Origin of the sequence: Tunturiibacter lichenicola, assembly GCF_051013355.1 — a bacterium.
GTDB lineage: Bacteria > Acidobacteriota > Terriglobia > Terriglobales > Acidobacteriaceae > Edaphobacter > Edaphobacter lichenicola_F.
On record NZ_CP132944.1, the window covers coordinates 1,878,405 to 1,893,234 of the forward strand.

Consider the following 14,830-nt stretch of genomic DNA (forward strand, 5'->3'; position numbering starts at 1 on the left):
CCTCCGCGCAGGAGGCTCGTGCGGCAGGACCCCGCTACAATAACTGCATGATCCGAAAAACCCGCCTCTTCACCCCCGGACCGACGCCCCTCCTCCCCGCCGCGCAGTTCGCCATGGCTGCGGCCGACATCCACCACCGCACCCCTGAGTTCCGCGCGATGTACACCCGCGTGCTCTCCCAACTCAAAGAGTTTGTCGGCACCAAAAACGACGTTATCATCCTGTCGAGCAGCGGCTCGGGCGCGATGGAAGCTGCCGTCTCCAACCTCACCTCTCCCGGTGACCGCGTGCTCGTTCTGACCGCCGGCAAGTTCGGCGAGCGCTGGACCGGCATCACTAAGGCCTTCGGCTGCCACGTCGACGTCATCAGCTCGCCCTATGGCAGCACCTTCTCGATCGACGAAGTCAAAGCCGCACTCAAGCTCGAAACCCGCGCCGTCTTCGTCCAGGCCACCGAGTCCTCCACCGGCGTTCGCCACGACATCGAAGCCATCGCCAAACTGCTCAAGCAGGAAAAGTCCGAAGCTCTCCTCATCGTCGACGGCATCACCGGCCTCGGCACCTCGCACCTCGACATGGATGGCTGGGGCATCGACGTCCTCATCGGCGGCTCGCAGAAGGCTGTCATGATTCCTCCCGGCCTCAGCTATATAGCCGTCAGCGCCCGCGCCTGGGACCGCATGGAGGCCACCTACAACCCGCGCTACTACTTCGACCTCCGCAAGGAGCGCAAGAACGCCGCCAAAGGTGAGTCAGCCTACACACCGTCGGTGGCGCTCATCGCCGCTCTGGGCGCAGCGTTGAACTACATCGCCGCACAGGCCGCCACTCCCGAGAAGCCGGAGGGCGATCTTGTCGAAGGCCGCAAGAAGCTGGTCGACAACGCGATCACCTGCGCTGCCATGACTCGCGCCGCAGCCACTGCGCTCGGATTGAAACTCTTCGCGCCGGTTGGCTACGAAGCGGCAGCAGCGACGGCCATCGTGGCGCCTGAGGGCTCGGACTCCGGCACGCTCGTCAAGGGCCTCAAGAGCCAGTTCGCCGCCATCGTCACCGACGGCCAGGGCGAGATGAAGGGCCAGCTCTTCCGCATCGCCCACATCGGCTTCTTCGACTACATGGACACCATCGCCATCATCGGTGCCCTCGAGCAAGTCATCCACAAAACCAAGTTCCCCGCCCCCAACTTCGCGTTCGGCAAAGGCCTCATCGCCGCACAAAATTTCTTCGCCGAACACGCCAAATAACAGTTCTCTCATAACCACGAGGGTTTGCGCACAAACGTTTTGCTTCAAAGGCAAGTCCGGGGCTTATCCCGGACTTACCTTTTTCACTTGGCCTCCCTACCACGCTGACGGCACATCGATCCGCAGGATCTGCCCCGGAGTTCCCTGCGGAGCGGCCCCGAGATTCGACACGTACAGCCGTCCATCCGGCCCAAATGTCATACCCGTCGGCACTGCAAGCCCGGTTACCACGTTCTGAATGGCGCCGGAGCGCGTAACCCTCACAACCTTTCCCGCTCCCGGCGTTGGAAATCCCGCAGCATCCGACAACTCCAGCACATACAACAATCCATCCGGTCCAACCTTCATCGAAACGATCGTCGTAAACCCAGCCTTCGAGCTCACAATATTCCAGTTGAAGAACGAGTCAATCGGTCCATTGAATCCGGGCAGCGGATTCTGAATCAAAACACCTCTCGCAACCGTCATCACCTTCGCCCACTGCGGATCGATCGGAAACAGATTCAGATTCCCGACGTACAGCACGCCCTGCTCTTCTATCAGCGAAGTCGGCACAATATGACCCTGCGAAGCTGAGACATCAATCACCTGACTTACCCTGCCGCCAGTGGTCACCGAGAACACCTGTCCATGATTCGGTTCCACAGTGATCAGGCTACCGTTCGAGCTGATGAGCCCATACCACGTCCCATCCGGCTCAAAGTCATCGGGGCTCGTAATCTTCGCCGGAAACTCAACGAGAGCACGACTCAGATTCGCGACCGTCTTCCAGCTTCCATCTTTCAAATCCACCTGAAGCAGCGCATTCGGGAAGGCCGTATTTCCATGCGAACATCCTCCTCCCGCCGTTACGGCATACAGGTTTCCGTTCTGAAACACTACGTCCGCAACGCCCAGCACATCGCCCATGACGTCCACCGCCGAGGGAAGTCCTCTGCTCAGCGTCGTCCTGGTTCCGTTTGTATCGATCTTCGAGATCCGCGCAGTCAATCCTCCCTTATAAGGCCCAATGTTCGGCACCTGCATGCACGTCTTTGGTGAAGTAAGCACAGTCCCGCCCAGCCCGGCTTCCGCGACGTAAAGAGTCCCATCGCGCCCAAACGCCAACCCCCTCGGCCCCTCCAATCCCGAGGCATACACCGTCGCATTCGCCGGCAACTGCGCCAGCATCTGAACTCCCGACACGCCGCTCGCAACAACAACGGCACACAAAAACGACGAAGCGAATTTAGTTCTCTTCATGGAAAATCTCCTCGGTTTGAATCGCAATTAAACGCGTATAGGGCCGGCTTTCCGGCCTTACGTCATACGGTCGTACGTAGTGGGGGCCTGGGGCCTGCGAAAGGTGCGTAGTGCCGTCCTGGCATCTGCGCTCCAAGACTAAGACCGTCGAATAGTCTGAGTCTGAGACGTGCGCCTCTCAGCGGCATCATCCTATACCCGAGTCTATTTTCTTGTCATCAAGCGGCTTCCAGGCGCTGCTGTCAGGCCTGCTGCGAGGCCTGCTGCGAGGCCTGCTGCGAGGTATAGATAAGCCCATCAGAACAAGGACGTTCAGAGATCGACTGCAGACGTAAAATAGGCAGCAGGCCCTCGATGTCTCTCCAAAAACTCTTCGCGACGAAGGTCGCTCTTGCCCTGGCCCTCCTCGTCGCCAACTGCGCCGCTGCTCCTATCTATGGCTACAAGGTCGTCGCGAAGTATCCGCACTCCACCGACAGCTACACCGAAGGCTTCTTCTACCTCAACGGTCTCTTCTACGAAGGCATCGGTTTGAACGGCCACTCTGGCGTCGTGGTGACACAGCCCGAGACCGGCAACCCGGTGCAGCGCTTCGATCTACCATCGAAGTATTTCGGCGAAGGCGTCATCGACTGGGGGCCGAACCTCCTGCAATGGACCTGGCAGTCGCACACCGGCTTCGTGCTGGATCGCTTCTCCCTGCGCATCGTCAGCCAGTTTCACTACGGGGGCGAAGGCTGGGGCATGACGCGCACGGCAAAGGAGCTGATCACCAGCGACGGCACCGCCACCCTCCGCTTCCGCAACCCCAACACCCTCGACGAGATCCGTCATATCGTCGTCAAAGAGGGCTCCAAGACCATCGACCAGCTCAACGAGCTCGAATACATCAAAGGCGAGATCTACGCCAACATCTGGCACTCCGACCGCATCGCACGTATCTCGCCGATCGACGGCCACGTTATCGCCTGGATCGACTGCGCGGGCCTGCTTCCCGACGACCAGCGCGTCAACGCCGAATCTGTCCTGAACGGTATCGCCTACGACGCAAAGAAAGACCGCCTCTTTGTCACTGGAAAGCAGTGGCCAACCGTCTTCGAGATCAAAATCGTTCCAAAATCGAAGTAGCTCCCTGCTACTCTTTCAACGACACCCGAACCATATGCGCCGCTCAACCCAAGTCGCCGCTCCACTCCTCGCCGCTACCGCCCTCTCGATGCTTACCGGCTGCCAAAAACCAGAAATGCAGCGCTGTGTCGATGAACAAAACCACGTCGTCGACGACAAGTTCTGCGCCAACCTTCCCGCTGACCAGCAAGGCATCCAGCAGCAGCAACGACCAGACGGCCACGGCGGCTTCCTCCCCATTCTCATTCCCTACCGCTACTACTATGGTGGTTGGGGTGGCTATGGCCTCGGCGGCTTAGTTGGTGGTGGTGGCTATGCCCCGATCGCCGGTCGCAGCTATGCCAACCGCTCCGGAATAACCATTCGCGGAGGCTTCGGCCGCTTTTTCTCTGGCAGTGGAAGCCACAGCAGCAGCGGTGAAGGTAGCGGACACGGCGGAAGCGCAGGCGAGTAACAGCGGCGACACAAACACCTCAGGAGACTCATGCAGCGCATCACCCTCACCCCGCGCGAAGGCTGGCAGCAAAAGGTCGAGTCCATTGGCCTCACCTTTCACACGCTCGACAACGGCACGCCCTACTGGGACGAGTCCGCCGCCTACAGCTTCACCGCAGCCGAGATCGACACCCTTGAAGCAGCAGGCAACAAGCTCCAGGAGATGTGTCTCGCCGCCGCGCAGCACATCATCGATGAGCGCCGCTACGCCGAACTCGACATCCCCGACTTTGCCATCGAAGCGATCGAGTGGGCATGGAACAACGAGCCGCCAGCGCTCTACGGTCGCTTCGATCTCTCATGGGCAGGCGCGCAATCGGGCCACGCACCCAAGCTCCTCGAGTACAACGCCGACACCCCAACCTCGCTCCTCGAAGCCTCCGTCGTTCAGTGGCACTGGCTGAAGGACATGCCATCATCGCTCGTCTCCGCCAAACCCGACCAGTTCAACTCCATTCACGAAAAGCTCATCGCCAAGTGGAAGGACATCGACCCCTACCTCTCGAAACCCATCTACTTCGCCGCGCTCGACAACCCCGAAGACCAGCTCACCGTCACCTACCTCCGCGACACCGCACAACAAGCCGGGCTCAACACGTTACAGATGTTCATGAACGAGATCGGCTGGAATGACGAGCAGCAACTCTTCCTCGATCCCGACGAGCAGCCCATGTTCTCCATCTTCAAGCTCTACCCCTGGGAGGCCATGCTTCAGGAGGAGTTTGCCCCACACGCCATCGACACCTACACCAGCATTCGCTGGATCGAGCCCATCTGGAAGATGCTGCTCTCCAACAAAGGCATCCTTCCCGTCCTGTGGGATCTCTACCCCAACCACGAACTCCTCCTCGAAGCCCACTTCGTGGACAACAGCAGCTCCGCCACCATGAGCAGCTACGTCCGCAAGCCACTCATGTCCCGCGAAGGCGCGAACATTACGCTCGTCCGCGACGGCGCCACCGTCGCCACTACCCCCGGCCCGTACGAAGGCCGCCAGATCATCCAGGCGCTCACCCCCGACGCAGTCTTCGACCATCGCCACACCGTCCTCGGCCTGTGGATGATCGATCAGGACTGCTGCGGCCTCGGCGTTCGCGAATCATTCAATCCCATCACCGACAACCTCAGCTCCTTCGTTCCCCACTTCTTCGTCTAGAAAGATCGCCTCTCACTGAGATCGAATGGAAATTATCGACGACGAGCTAATCAACTTCGAAGCGCACGGCGCCGCGCCTTTGCCCGTCGCAAACAATCAGGCTTACGTCGAACATGACGCAGCCCGAATCTGGTACAGCACCTACGGCTCCGGCGAACCTGTCATCCTGCTGCATGGAGGTTTCGGTCACGGCGGTAACTGGGGCTATCAAGTCCCCGCGCTAGTAGCGAGCGGCTATCAGGCAATCTTGATCGACAGCCGCGGCCACGGCCGCAGTACCCGCGATGCGCGACCATACACCTACGAACTCATGGCGTCTGACGTCCTGGCCGTGATGGACGCACTGCACCTCGAACGGCCCGCAAGCGTCGTAGGTTGGAGCGACGGCGCATGTATCGCCATGATCCTCGCGGCAAAAGCTCCTACACGCTTCGCGGGCATCTTCTTCTTCGGCTGCAACATGGACCCAAGTGGCCTGAAGCCGCTGGAACCCAACCCAACGATGCACCGATGCTTCTCCCGGCACATGCAGGACTACGCCGCGCTATCTCCCACCCCGGATGAATTCAATGAGTTCGTCGACGCCGTCAGCCTCATGGAGAAGACGCAACCCAACTACACGCAGCACGACCTGGCTCAGATCAGCGTGCCCGTCTCAATCGTTCAAAGCGAGCACGACGAGTTCATCCGCCACGACCACGCCGAGTATCTGGCCGGCAGCATTCCAAACGCCGAGCTGGTCCTGCTCAATGATGTCAGCCACTTCGCACCGCTGCAGCGGCCTCAGCAGTTCAATACCGCGATGCTCTCATTCTTACGCAAAGTGCTGCCTCAAACGAGATAAGATCCGGCTGCGCACGCCAGAGAAACCCTCCCGCGCCATCAAAATCCCGTCCAAACTCAATCCCAAGTACACTAGATACTTGCACTGTCTCCATGTTTTCCCGTCCCAAACCGCCCCGCGCGGCCACTTTGCTCCCACAAGCAAGAAGAAGAGGAATCAGAAGATTCATGAAGATCGTACTCGCTGAAAAAGTCTCTCCCGCGACCCTCGCCGTCTTTCAACAGGAACCAGGCTGGCAGATCGTCACCCCCGACCAGATTAAAAACGGCCTAGCCGCCGAACTCGCTGATGCCGACGCGCTCGTCGTCCGCTCCGCCGTCCAGGCCGACGCGAAGCTCCTTGAGTCGGCCCCCAAGCTCCGCGTCATCGGCCGCGCCGGTGTAGGCGTCGACAACATCGACACCGACGCCGCCACCCATCGCGGCATCGTCGTCATGAACACCCCCGGCGCCAACGCCGTCGCCGTAGCCGAGCTCACCCTCGGCCTCATGATCTCGCTCGCCCGCGCCATCCCCCGCGCCAACTCCACCATGCACGCCGGCAAGTGGGACAAAAAATCCCTGCAAGGCCAGGAGCTCCGCGGCAAGACCCTGGGCATCGTCGGCCTCGGGCGCATTGGCCTAGAGGTCGCCCGCCGCGCCGCCAGCTTTGGCATGAACATCATCGGCTACGACCCGTTCGTTGCTCCCGTCATCGCCCGCGAGAACAACGTCACCCTCGTCCCCATCGACGACATCTTCAAAGAGTCCGACTACCTCACCCTCCACGTCGGCCTCACCACGCAGACCGAAGGCCTCATCAACTCGACCTCCATCAAGATCATGAAGAAGGGCATTCGCATCATCAACTGCGCCCGCGGCGAGCTCATCGTCGAACAAGCCCTCGCCGACGGCATCAAATCCGGCCACGTCGGCGGAGCAGCCCTCGACGTCTTCCATCAAGAGCCGCTCAAAGAATCGCCCTTCTACAACCTCGACAACGTCATCCTCTCCCCGCACATCGCCGGAGCTACCGACGAAGCGCAGGAGGCCATCGGCATCCAGCTCGCGATGCAGGTTCGCGACTACCTCAAGCTCGGCGTCGTGCAGAACGCGGTCAACCTCCCATCGCTCTCACACGAAGAGTACAAAGAGATCGCGCCCTTCATCGAGATGGCAGAGCGCCTCGGCCACTTCCTCGCCCACGCCACACCCGGCAACCTCGAAAACATCCAGATCACCTACACCGGCCGCATCGCCGCCGGTAAAACCGACCTCATCCGCAACGCCGCAATCGCCGGCATCTTCTCGGGCACAGACGGCGGCAGCACAGCGAACCGCATCAACGCCGCTGCCATCGCGGCCGAGCGCGGCATTCGCATCCAGGAAGACAAAAAGGAGTTCACCACCGGCGGCGCAGGTTCGGTCCTCAAGATCGTCCTTCACTCCTCCGACGGCGACGCCAGCGCCTCCGCGACGGTCCTTCACGGCACCTCACCCCGCTTGCTCACCTACGACGGCATCGACATCGAGGCGCCACTCCACGGCACTCTCGTCTCCATCCGCAACCACGACGTCCCCGGCGTCGTTGGCCGCATCGGTACCATCCTCGGCGAGCACTCCGTCAACATCGCCAACTTCGCTCTGGGCCGCGCGCACTCTACGCAAAGCCACCGCGTTCCGCAGGGACAGGCTCTTGCCGTCGTACAGATCGACGTCCCCAACGCCGCATCCGCAACCGCAGCCATCGAAGCGCTGCGCAAGGTAGAAGCCATTGCCAGCGTTCGTCTTATCGAACTGGGCAAGCTCTAACGCACTCACGGGATGAGGCCTGAAATCGCATCGTCAGGCCTCATCCCGCATCACATTAAGTTAAGCTGGAAGTACAGAAAGAACATCATGCCGCTCTACGAATACGAATGCACCACCTGCCACAAGCACACTGAAAAGATCCAGAAGTTCTCCGACCCCGAGATCACCGTCTGCCCCTACTGCAGCGGCCATCTTGAGCGTGTCATCTCCGCGCCTGCTGTCAGCTTCAAAGGCGGTGGCTGGTACGCGGACGGCTACGGCAACGCCAAACCCAAATCTTCAGGCGACGGCGCAAGCGCAAAGAGCAACGGCGATGGAAAGAGCAGCGAATCGAAGTCCGGCGGCGAGTCAAAATCCAGCGCCGACTCTTCGAGCAGCAGCACCCCAGCCTCTGCACCAGCACCGGCAGCAGCGCCTGCAGCGACCACCTCGTCCTCAAACAAATAGCCGAACCACTCACTCGAACTGGCTGACCAGAAAAGACGCGCCGAAAGGCGCTTCAGCCTCGATGGCAGATCGCGCCGTGCGCGCAGCACGCACTTGCAGTTGCATCCCAGCGCAAGATAATACTTCGTGCTCAGGCCATCTTCAGCTATCCTCTCTCTAACTCCCAGTCAGCCACAGAAGAATAAGCACCTAAGCCAACCCACATCGGCTTCGCATCTGCACATTCACCGCTATCGCCACAGCGCAAGAGGAGACCAGCATCATGGAGCAGAACGCAGCCACACTATCCGAGTCCGCTGCTCCCCTTACCGCCCCACCAGGCCTGCGCGCAAACATCCTCTCGCCGATGGAGACCCTCGCTCAATCCGTCTCCACCATCGCACCCACAACCACGCCAACCATGACCATCCCTCTGGTCTTCGTCCTCGCAGGCAACGGGACTTGGCTCGCCTACCTCTTCGCCACCGCAACCATTCTGCTCATCGCCCTCTGCATCAGCCGCTTCGCCCGTTACACCTCCTGCTCCGGCTCGCTCTACACCTACGCAACCTCCGGCCTTCCACCTGCCGTCAGCGGTATCGCAGCCTGGGCACTTCTGCTCGCATACATCGCCACGGGGGCGTCCGTCGCCGGCGGCTTCCTCCACTACGCCAACGTCTTTCTTCTCTCCATCACCGGAAGAACCGCGCCAACCGCGATCCTCGCGATCCTCTGCGTCGGCGTCTCAACCTTCATCGCCTATCGCGACGTGCAGGTCTCAGCGCGCCTCATGCTCTGGATCGAAGCCATCTCTGTCACACTCATCGCCATCGTTCTTGCACTGCTGCTCTGGCGCAACGGCCTCCACATCGACCACGACCAACTCCATCTGCAGCACGTCACGCCCTCCGCAGTTCGTCTCGGCGTTGTACTCTCCCTCTTCAGCTTCGTAGGATTTGAGAGCGCCACCACCCTAGGCGCCGAAGCCACCAACCCGCTTCGCACCATCCCTCGCGCCGTCATCCAAAGCGCCATCTTCACCGGCGCCTTCTTCATCCTCTGCGCCTACCTCGAAACACTCGGCATGCACACCGCACACCAAAATCTCGGTGAATCCACAGCGCCCATGCGGACCCTCGCCACTCTCGCCGGTGTCAACATACTCGGCCCCTTCATCGATTTCGGCGCTCTCGTCAGCATGTTCGCCTGCACCCTTGCCTGCATCACCGCAGCCGCGCGCGTCCTTATGCGCATGGGTCACAATGGCCTCGTTCACAACCGCCTCGGCACGGCCCATCGCAAAAACGCCACCCCCGGCTCCGCCGTCCTCGTCACTGGACTGCTCACCGCGCTGCCCGTCTGCATTCTGGCCCTACGCGGCGTGGCCGGAACAGACATCTATGGCTGGATGGGCTCGCTCGCCGTCTACGGCTTCATCACCACCTATGGTCTGGCCGCGATCGCGCTACCGATCTACCTCAAGCGTAATCACACCCTCACCAAAACGCCACTGCTGCTCTCCGTCGCGGCAACAGCGGCGATGCTTCTCGCGCTTGCGGGCACGCTCTACCCCGTACCGGAGCGCCCCTACAACTGGCTCCCGTACGTCTATCTCGCTTACATACTCAGCGGCATGGCGTGGTTCGCAATCACGTCCCGCAGCAACCAGGCAATCTAGACCGCCGACCAGAGATTCACGGCAAAAAAAAGTACCAAAGTCACGAAGTGACCGCACTCCGCGCAGGAGGCCCGTCCGGCAGGACAAGCACCTCGGGATGCAGCATCATCTCCGCGATCTCTTCGATCCGTTCCATCGTAATGCCGTTGCGCTGCTCCACCGCAAGCGGATGATCCTCATCAACCACAGTGAACTGAGGACGCTGCCCCACCGGCTGCGTCTGAACACTCACTTCAAGGTTGTACGTATCACCGAACACAGGCAGTTGCGAGTTCAGCCAACCCGGAAACGCCGGTTCATTCTCTCTTCCCTCAACAGTCCAAAGCTCATTCGTCTTCACGAAGTTCTTCGGACTCACCTCGACCCAGATACCCCAAACAAACGGCTCATCCAAACCAATCACCGGCACAAGAATCCGTCCGCGAAGATAAAAATCCCTGCCATCGATCACGCACTGATCGGGCGTAATCACGACCCGCTGCTCCAGTTCATCACCAGGAATCGCCGCCGCAGCCAACGGAGCCTTCACGCTGTAGCTCAACGGCAAAACATGACGCTCGCCACAAACGCTGCATCCAAAACCATTCTGTAAATCACTGCTCATCCATCTATTTTTTCACACCTGATCCCGACAGCACTCTTTAAACGAACGCAGCCATCAGAAAAAATATCTGGCCTTGGCGCCGAAGACCACTACTCCTCGCCGATATCCTCGTTCCAAATCTCAGGGCGTTCCGCGATAAACCCCGTCAGCAGATCCGAACACTCCTGCGAGTCGAGATCAATCACCTTAACCCCAAGCTCCTTCAACCACTCCACACCACCAGCGAAGTTCCTACTCTCTCCAACAACCAGCGTACGAATCCCAAACTGCCGAATCAGCCCGCTGCAGTACCAGCAAGGTGCGAGCGTCGTCACCATCACCTTGTCCTTGTAAGACCGCTGTCTACCCGCTCGCCGAAACGCATCCGTCTCTCCATGCACCGACGGATCATCCTGCTGCACCCTGCGATTCCGTCCCGAGGCCAACAGCTTTCCATCCCCATCAAACAAGGCCGCACCGATCGGAACACCACCCTCGCTCCGCCCGGTGCGGGCCTCTTCGAGCGCGACCTCCAACATCGCGCGATACCGTTCAACCTCCGTCATTCCTATCCTTTCTCTGGTGGCGGCGGAACCTTCTTACCAGCCTTCCGTGCCTCTGACAAACCAATCGCAATCGCCTGTTTCGGATTGGTCACCTTCTTGCCGCTGCGACCACTCTTCAACGTGCCCTTCTTCATCTCTCGCATCTCAGTCTCAACGTTCTTGCTCGCCGAAGGACTGTACTTCCGTGCCGAACTCTTCTTCGAAGCCGTCTTCTTTGCTGCCTTCTTCGCAGGAGCTTTCTTAGCCGCTGTCTTCTTCGTCGCCGTTTTCTTACTCGATGCCTTCTTCACCGCTTTTTTCGTTGCCATGGTTTTGCCTCCTAACACGTAAGAGGCCACAACACCGCATCAACGTTGCATCAAGAGCTCACATCGAATCGACAACACCAACACAAATCATTGTCTCCGTCTTCGTCTCCACAACACAACTCCCGCTAGCAGCACCAGCGCCGTTGCGCCTACAACCCGCAACGTCATCTTCCGTATCCACGAAGGCGTCCGCTCCAGCGAGCCATCCTGCCACGCCCCATACACCGCATCCAGATCCGCAGCCAGCCCCGGAATCGTAATCAAGTTGAAGTCCGTCACCGGCAGCGAGCCAAAGATCCTCTCAGGCGAAGGAGGCACTCCATTCCTGTCCTTCGGTATCGCGAGCATCATCGCGTTCACCTCGGCGTCGCGAGGATCATCAAACAACGCTCCATCCGCGGTGTTCGGAAACAACGTGTCATGGCCCGTCATCTTGTTCTCAATCGCAGCCACGCCATCCTGGCACACACCCAGCGGGTAGTATCCACCAAACGGCAGATCGGGCCGTGCCAGATGCTGATGCACGTACATGATCAGAAATTTCCCAACCAACCGCGTCACCTCAACCGCATCCGCATCGCGATACTCATGCGCATGGCGCCCCAGCACCCACGCCTGATCCAGCGTGTCCATCGTGCGAAACTCCGCTCTGCCGTCGATGCCGAAGTACCAACTCACATCCGCATTCACCTTCGGCCCGCGAATCTCCCACTCATACTCCGCATGGCTCACCGGCACCAGCAGCGAGCGCGCGCGCCCAAAGACCGGCTTCGTCCCCGGAATCGCAATCTGCGAATTCACAAAGAACGGCATCATCACATCCTGGCCCTTGAAATGAAAGTGGCCGAAGTTCGCGAAGTACCGCGAATCAAAAACCGTCACGGTATGTCCCGTCTCCATCAACGCCTGAATCAACGCCTGTGGAGTCGTCGCCGTCTTACCCGCCACCTCAGCCGTCACCGTCGCGGCACCATCCAACGCATTCAGCCCCAGACGATTCAACACATCCGCCAGCCGTTGACTGTCCGAGTGCATCGGCGCAAGCTTCGGATTCGCCACATCCCCTCGCACCACGCCGGCACCCAACGTTGTCACCAGCGTCGCATTCGAAAGTTCCGGCAGCGTCGACGGCGCATCCAGACTCACCGTCTCCACCCTCTCAGGCGAGTACGCCCCCAGGTCGAGATACTCCGCAATCACACCTCTGTCGACACCATTCGGCCAGGTCTCCGTTGGCGCGCCCGATGGCGTCCCCGGCGGCGTGTCCGGGTGCTTCACCACGCGCGAGATTACGCCGACCGTTGGGGTGACCTCCTGCATCGTCCATCCCGGAAACCTGTCGAGCGCCTGCCAATCCTTACCAAGAATCAGCTCACGCAGCCTCTTCATCAGCGCCGGGGTCATCAACGCCGGACCCTTCTTGCCGCCCTCATTCAGCCGTGCCAGCAGCGCGTCAGTAAATCCCGGCGTGGCCGACAGCTCCCGCATCATCTGCGACAGCAGCACCGTGTTCGCCGGCATCGGCTCCTCAGGCACAACATACGGAGCCTCGCTCCTGCACCCGATCAGAGCCAGAAAAACGCTCACAAACACTCCACGACAAAGATTCCTGGAAGACGAGAGACGTACGCGCATCCGCCCATTAAACGCTACGCCGCGCCCGACGCACGAACTTATTTGAACTCAAAAAATACTAGGTTTGCCGACACTACTGAATCGCAATTGGAATGCAACGCTACCTCAGCAGCCACCTAGGAGCAACCTCGCCCTACAGTGGCCCCAGCGCATCCAGCTTCTTCGTCACCAACTCATTCAGCAACGCCGGATTCGCCTGCCCCTTCGACAGCCGCATCACCTGCCCGACGAAGAACGCAGCCACGGTCTTCTTTCCCCCGCGATACTGCTCCACCTGCTTCGCATTCCCGGCGATCACCTCGTCGATCATCGCCTCAATCGCACCGGTATCCGAGATCTGCTGCGGCTTCTCCCGCTCATACACCACAGGAAAATCTTCTTTCTTCTCGAACGCCGAATCCAGCAGCTGCTTCAGCATCTTGCTCGACAGCTCACCCGACTCCGCCAGATCCGCCGCCATCACAACGCCTTCCATCGACACCGGCGACTGCTCCAACTCCAGCCCCGCCGCCCGCAGCCGCATCGTCAACTCACTCGTCAGCAACGCAGCCACACGTCGCGGACTCTTCGCCTTCTTCGCCGCCGCTTCAAACTTATCCGCAAACTCCCGTGTCGCCGTCAACGTTGCTGCATCCTGCGCCGAGATCTCATACTCCGCAATCATCCGCGCCCGCCGAGCCTCCGGCAGCTCCGGCAACATCTTGAAGATCTTTTCCCGCCACTCCGCACCAACGACCAGCGGCGGCAGATCCGGCTCCGGAAAATACCGGTAGTCGTGCGCCTGCTCCTTCGAGCGCATCGAATACGTCCGGCCCTCCGCAGAGTTCCAGAGCCGCGACTCCTGCACTACACGGCCACCATCTTCAATCACGCCGATCTGCCGTTCAATCTCGTACTCCACCGCCGAGCGAATGTAACGGAAGCTGTTGACGTTCTTCACCTCAGCCTTTGTGCCGAATTCCTTCGCACCTTTCAGCATCACGCTGACGTTCGCATCGCACCGCAGCGAGCCTTCTTCCATGTTGCAATCGCTCACACCGGTGTACAGCAGAATCTCCTTCAGCTTCGTCAGATACTCGAAGACCTCATCGGCCGTGCGCAGATCCGGCTCACTCACAATCTCAACCAACGGCGTCCCACACCGGTTCAGATCGATATACGTCTTCGAAACCGAATCCGCGAATCCATCGTGAATGCTCTTGCCTGCATCCTCTTCCATGTGCAGCCGCGTCACGCCGATGCGCTTCGTAATCGCAGCGCCGCTGGCATCGAACGCCGGAACCTCAATCCATCCATGCTCCGCAACCGGCTTATCAAATTGCGAAATCTGGTAGCCCTTCGGCGAGTCCGGATAAAAATAGTTCTTCCGCGAAAAGATGCTCGTCTCGCGAATCTCGCAGTTGATCGCCTTCGCCGCAAGCACCGCAAACTCCACCGCCTGCCGATTCAGCACCGGCAACGCGCCGGGCAGTCCCAGACACGTAGGACAAGTATGCGTATTCGGCTCTCCACCGTACTTGTTCACGCAGCCGCAAAACGCCTTCGTCGCGGTCAAGAGTTGAACGTGAACCTCCAGCCCAATTACAGGCTGGTACTTGGCAAGAATCTCAGGCGATAGCGCAGTTAAAGTAGGCATGGACACTCTTGATTCTAACAAGCGCGAAGGCTTTGGAGCTGGTGTCCTGCCGGACGGGCCTCCTACGCGGAGAGCGGTCACTTCGTGACGCGTGTA

General features: G+C 59.9%; 14 protein-coding genes. 8 read left to right on the plus strand and 6 right to left on the minus strand.

Features of this window, described 5'->3' with window-relative positions:
* Positions 1-47: 47 nt before the first annotated feature.
* Positions 48-1,247 carry a pyridoxal-phosphate-dependent aminotransferase family protein gene (locus RBB82_RS08065; RefSeq protein WP_433974604.1) on the plus strand — a complete coding sequence of 400 codons (1,200 nt, stop codon included), beginning with the start codon at positions 48-50 and terminating at the stop codon, positions 1,245-1,247.
* A gap of 96 nt (positions 1,248-1,343) precedes the next feature.
* Here the strand turns inward: RBB82_RS08065 and RBB82_RS08070 are convergent, their stop codons facing one another.
* Positions 1,344-2,489 carry a ScyD/ScyE family protein gene (locus RBB82_RS08070; RefSeq protein ID WP_433974605.1) on the minus strand — a complete coding sequence of 382 codons (1,146 nt, stop codon included), beginning with the start codon at positions 2,487-2,489 and terminating at the stop codon, positions 1,344-1,346.
* Positions 2,490-2,843: 354 nt separating this feature from the next.
* Here RBB82_RS08070 and RBB82_RS08075 point away from each other — a divergent pair, with 354 nt between their 5' ends.
* The 7 genes from RBB82_RS08075 to RBB82_RS08105 all read left to right on the plus strand — a co-directional run bounded on the left by RBB82_RS08075 (position 2,844) and on the right by RBB82_RS08105 (position 10,006).
* Positions 2,844-3,617: a glutaminyl-peptide cyclotransferase gene (locus tag RBB82_RS08075; RefSeq protein ID WP_433974607.1), complete on the plus strand. Its 774-nt coding sequence runs from the start codon at positions 2,844-2,846 to the stop codon at positions 3,615-3,617.
* Between the two features lie 34 nt (positions 3,618-3,651).
* Positions 3,652-4,071: a hypothetical protein gene (locus tag RBB82_RS08080; RefSeq protein WP_433974608.1), complete on the plus strand. Its 420-nt coding sequence runs from the start codon at positions 3,652-3,654 to the stop codon at positions 4,069-4,071.
* Between the two features lie 30 nt (positions 4,072-4,101).
* Positions 4,102-5,268 carry a glutathionylspermidine synthase family protein gene (locus RBB82_RS08085; RefSeq protein ID WP_433974609.1) on the plus strand — a complete coding sequence of 389 codons (1,167 nt, stop codon included), beginning with the start codon at positions 4,102-4,104 and terminating at the stop codon, positions 5,266-5,268.
* A 25-nt stretch (positions 5,269-5,293) separates the two neighbouring features.
* Positions 5,294-6,112, plus strand: coding sequence for an alpha/beta fold hydrolase (locus RBB82_RS08090; protein ID WP_433974610.1), 819 nt, complete (start codon positions 5,294-5,296; stop codon positions 6,110-6,112).
* Between the two features lie 167 nt (positions 6,113-6,279).
* Positions 6,280-7,902 (plus strand): phosphoglycerate dehydrogenase, encoded by a 1,623-nt coding sequence (gene serA, locus RBB82_RS08095; RefSeq protein ID WP_433974611.1) that lies wholly within the window; start codon positions 6,280-6,282, stop codon positions 7,900-7,902.
* 87 nt (positions 7,903-7,989) lie between these two features.
* Positions 7,990-8,349 (plus strand): FmdB family zinc ribbon protein, encoded by a 360-nt coding sequence (locus RBB82_RS08100; protein WP_433974612.1) that lies wholly within the window; start codon positions 7,990-7,992, stop codon positions 8,347-8,349.
* A 262-nt stretch (positions 8,350-8,611) separates the two neighbouring features.
* Positions 8,612-10,006 (plus strand): APC family permease, encoded by a 1,395-nt coding sequence (locus tag RBB82_RS08105; RefSeq protein ID WP_433974613.1) that lies wholly within the window; start codon positions 8,612-8,614, stop codon positions 10,004-10,006.
* 40 nt (positions 10,007-10,046) lie between these two features.
* Here the strand turns inward: RBB82_RS08105 and RBB82_RS08110 are convergent, their stop codons facing one another.
* The 5 genes from RBB82_RS08110 to gatB all read right to left on the minus strand — a co-directional run bounded on the left by RBB82_RS08110 (position 10,047) and on the right by gatB (position 14,734).
* On the minus strand, positions 10,047-10,610 hold the full coding sequence (locus RBB82_RS08110; protein WP_433974614.1) for a DUF2199 domain-containing protein: 564 nt from the start codon (positions 10,608-10,610) through the stop codon (positions 10,047-10,049).
* An 89-nt stretch (positions 10,611-10,699) separates the two neighbouring features.
* On the minus strand, positions 10,700-11,155 hold the full coding sequence (locus tag RBB82_RS08115; RefSeq protein WP_433974615.1) for a nucleoside deaminase: 456 nt from the start codon (positions 11,153-11,155) through the stop codon (positions 10,700-10,702).
* A gap of 2 nt (positions 11,156-11,157) precedes the next feature.
* Positions 11,158-11,463, minus strand: a complete 306-nt coding sequence (locus tag RBB82_RS08120) for a DUF6496 domain-containing protein (RefSeq protein ID WP_433974616.1) — start codon at positions 11,461-11,463, stop codon at positions 11,158-11,160.
* A gap of 87 nt (positions 11,464-11,550) precedes the next feature.
* The gene (locus RBB82_RS08125; protein ID WP_433974617.1) at positions 11,551-13,050 is read right to left on the minus strand and encodes a hypothetical protein; all 1,500 of its coding nucleotides are present in this window, start codon (positions 13,048-13,050) and stop codon (positions 11,551-11,553) included.
* Positions 13,051-13,231: 181 nt separating this feature from the next.
* Entirely contained in the window at positions 13,232-14,734 is a 1,503-nt protein-coding gene (gatB, locus tag RBB82_RS08130; protein ID WP_433974618.1) for an Asp-tRNA(Asn)/Glu-tRNA(Gln) amidotransferase subunit GatB, read from the minus strand.
* Between the last annotated feature and the right edge of the window lie 96 nt (positions 14,735-14,830).

Bases quoted from the DNA above. Each gene is read 5' to 3' on its own strand.
- RBB82_RS08065 (WP_433974604.1), top strand. From the start codon at position 48: ATGATCCGAAAAACCCGCCTCTTCACCCCCGGACCGACGCCCCTCCTC.
- RBB82_RS08070 (WP_433974605.1), bottom strand. From the start codon at position 2,489: ATGAAGAGAACTAAATTCGCTTCGTCGTTTTTGTGTGCCGTTGTTGTT.
- RBB82_RS08075 (WP_433974607.1), top strand. From the start codon at position 2,844: ATGTCTCTCCAAAAACTCTTCGCGACGAAGGTCGCTCTTGCCCTGGCC.
- RBB82_RS08080 (WP_433974608.1), top strand. From the start codon at position 3,652: ATGCGCCGCTCAACCCAAGTCGCCGCTCCACTCCTCGCCGCTACCGCC.
- RBB82_RS08085 (WP_433974609.1), top strand. From the start codon at position 4,102: ATGCAGCGCATCACCCTCACCCCGCGCGAAGGCTGGCAGCAAAAGGTC.
- RBB82_RS08090 (WP_433974610.1), top strand. From the start codon at position 5,294: ATGGAAATTATCGACGACGAGCTAATCAACTTCGAAGCGCACGGCGCC.
- serA (WP_433974611.1), top strand. From the start codon at position 6,280: ATGAAGATCGTACTCGCTGAAAAAGTCTCTCCCGCGACCCTCGCCGTC.
- RBB82_RS08100 (WP_433974612.1), top strand. From the start codon at position 7,990: ATGCCGCTCTACGAATACGAATGCACCACCTGCCACAAGCACACTGAA.
- RBB82_RS08105 (WP_433974613.1), top strand. From the start codon at position 8,612: ATGGAGCAGAACGCAGCCACACTATCCGAGTCCGCTGCTCCCCTTACC.
- RBB82_RS08110 (WP_433974614.1), bottom strand. From the start codon at position 10,610: ATGAGCAGTGATTTACAGAATGGTTTTGGATGCAGCGTTTGTGGCGAG.
- RBB82_RS08115 (WP_433974615.1), bottom strand. From the start codon at position 11,155: ATGACGGAGGTTGAACGGTATCGCGCGATGTTGGAGGTCGCGCTCGAA.
- RBB82_RS08120 (WP_433974616.1), bottom strand. From the start codon at position 11,463: ATGGCAACGAAAAAAGCGGTGAAGAAGGCATCGAGTAAGAAAACGGCG.
- gatB (WP_433974618.1), bottom strand. From the start codon at position 14,734: ATGCCTACTTTAACTGCGCTATCGCCTGAGATTCTTGCCAAGTACCAG.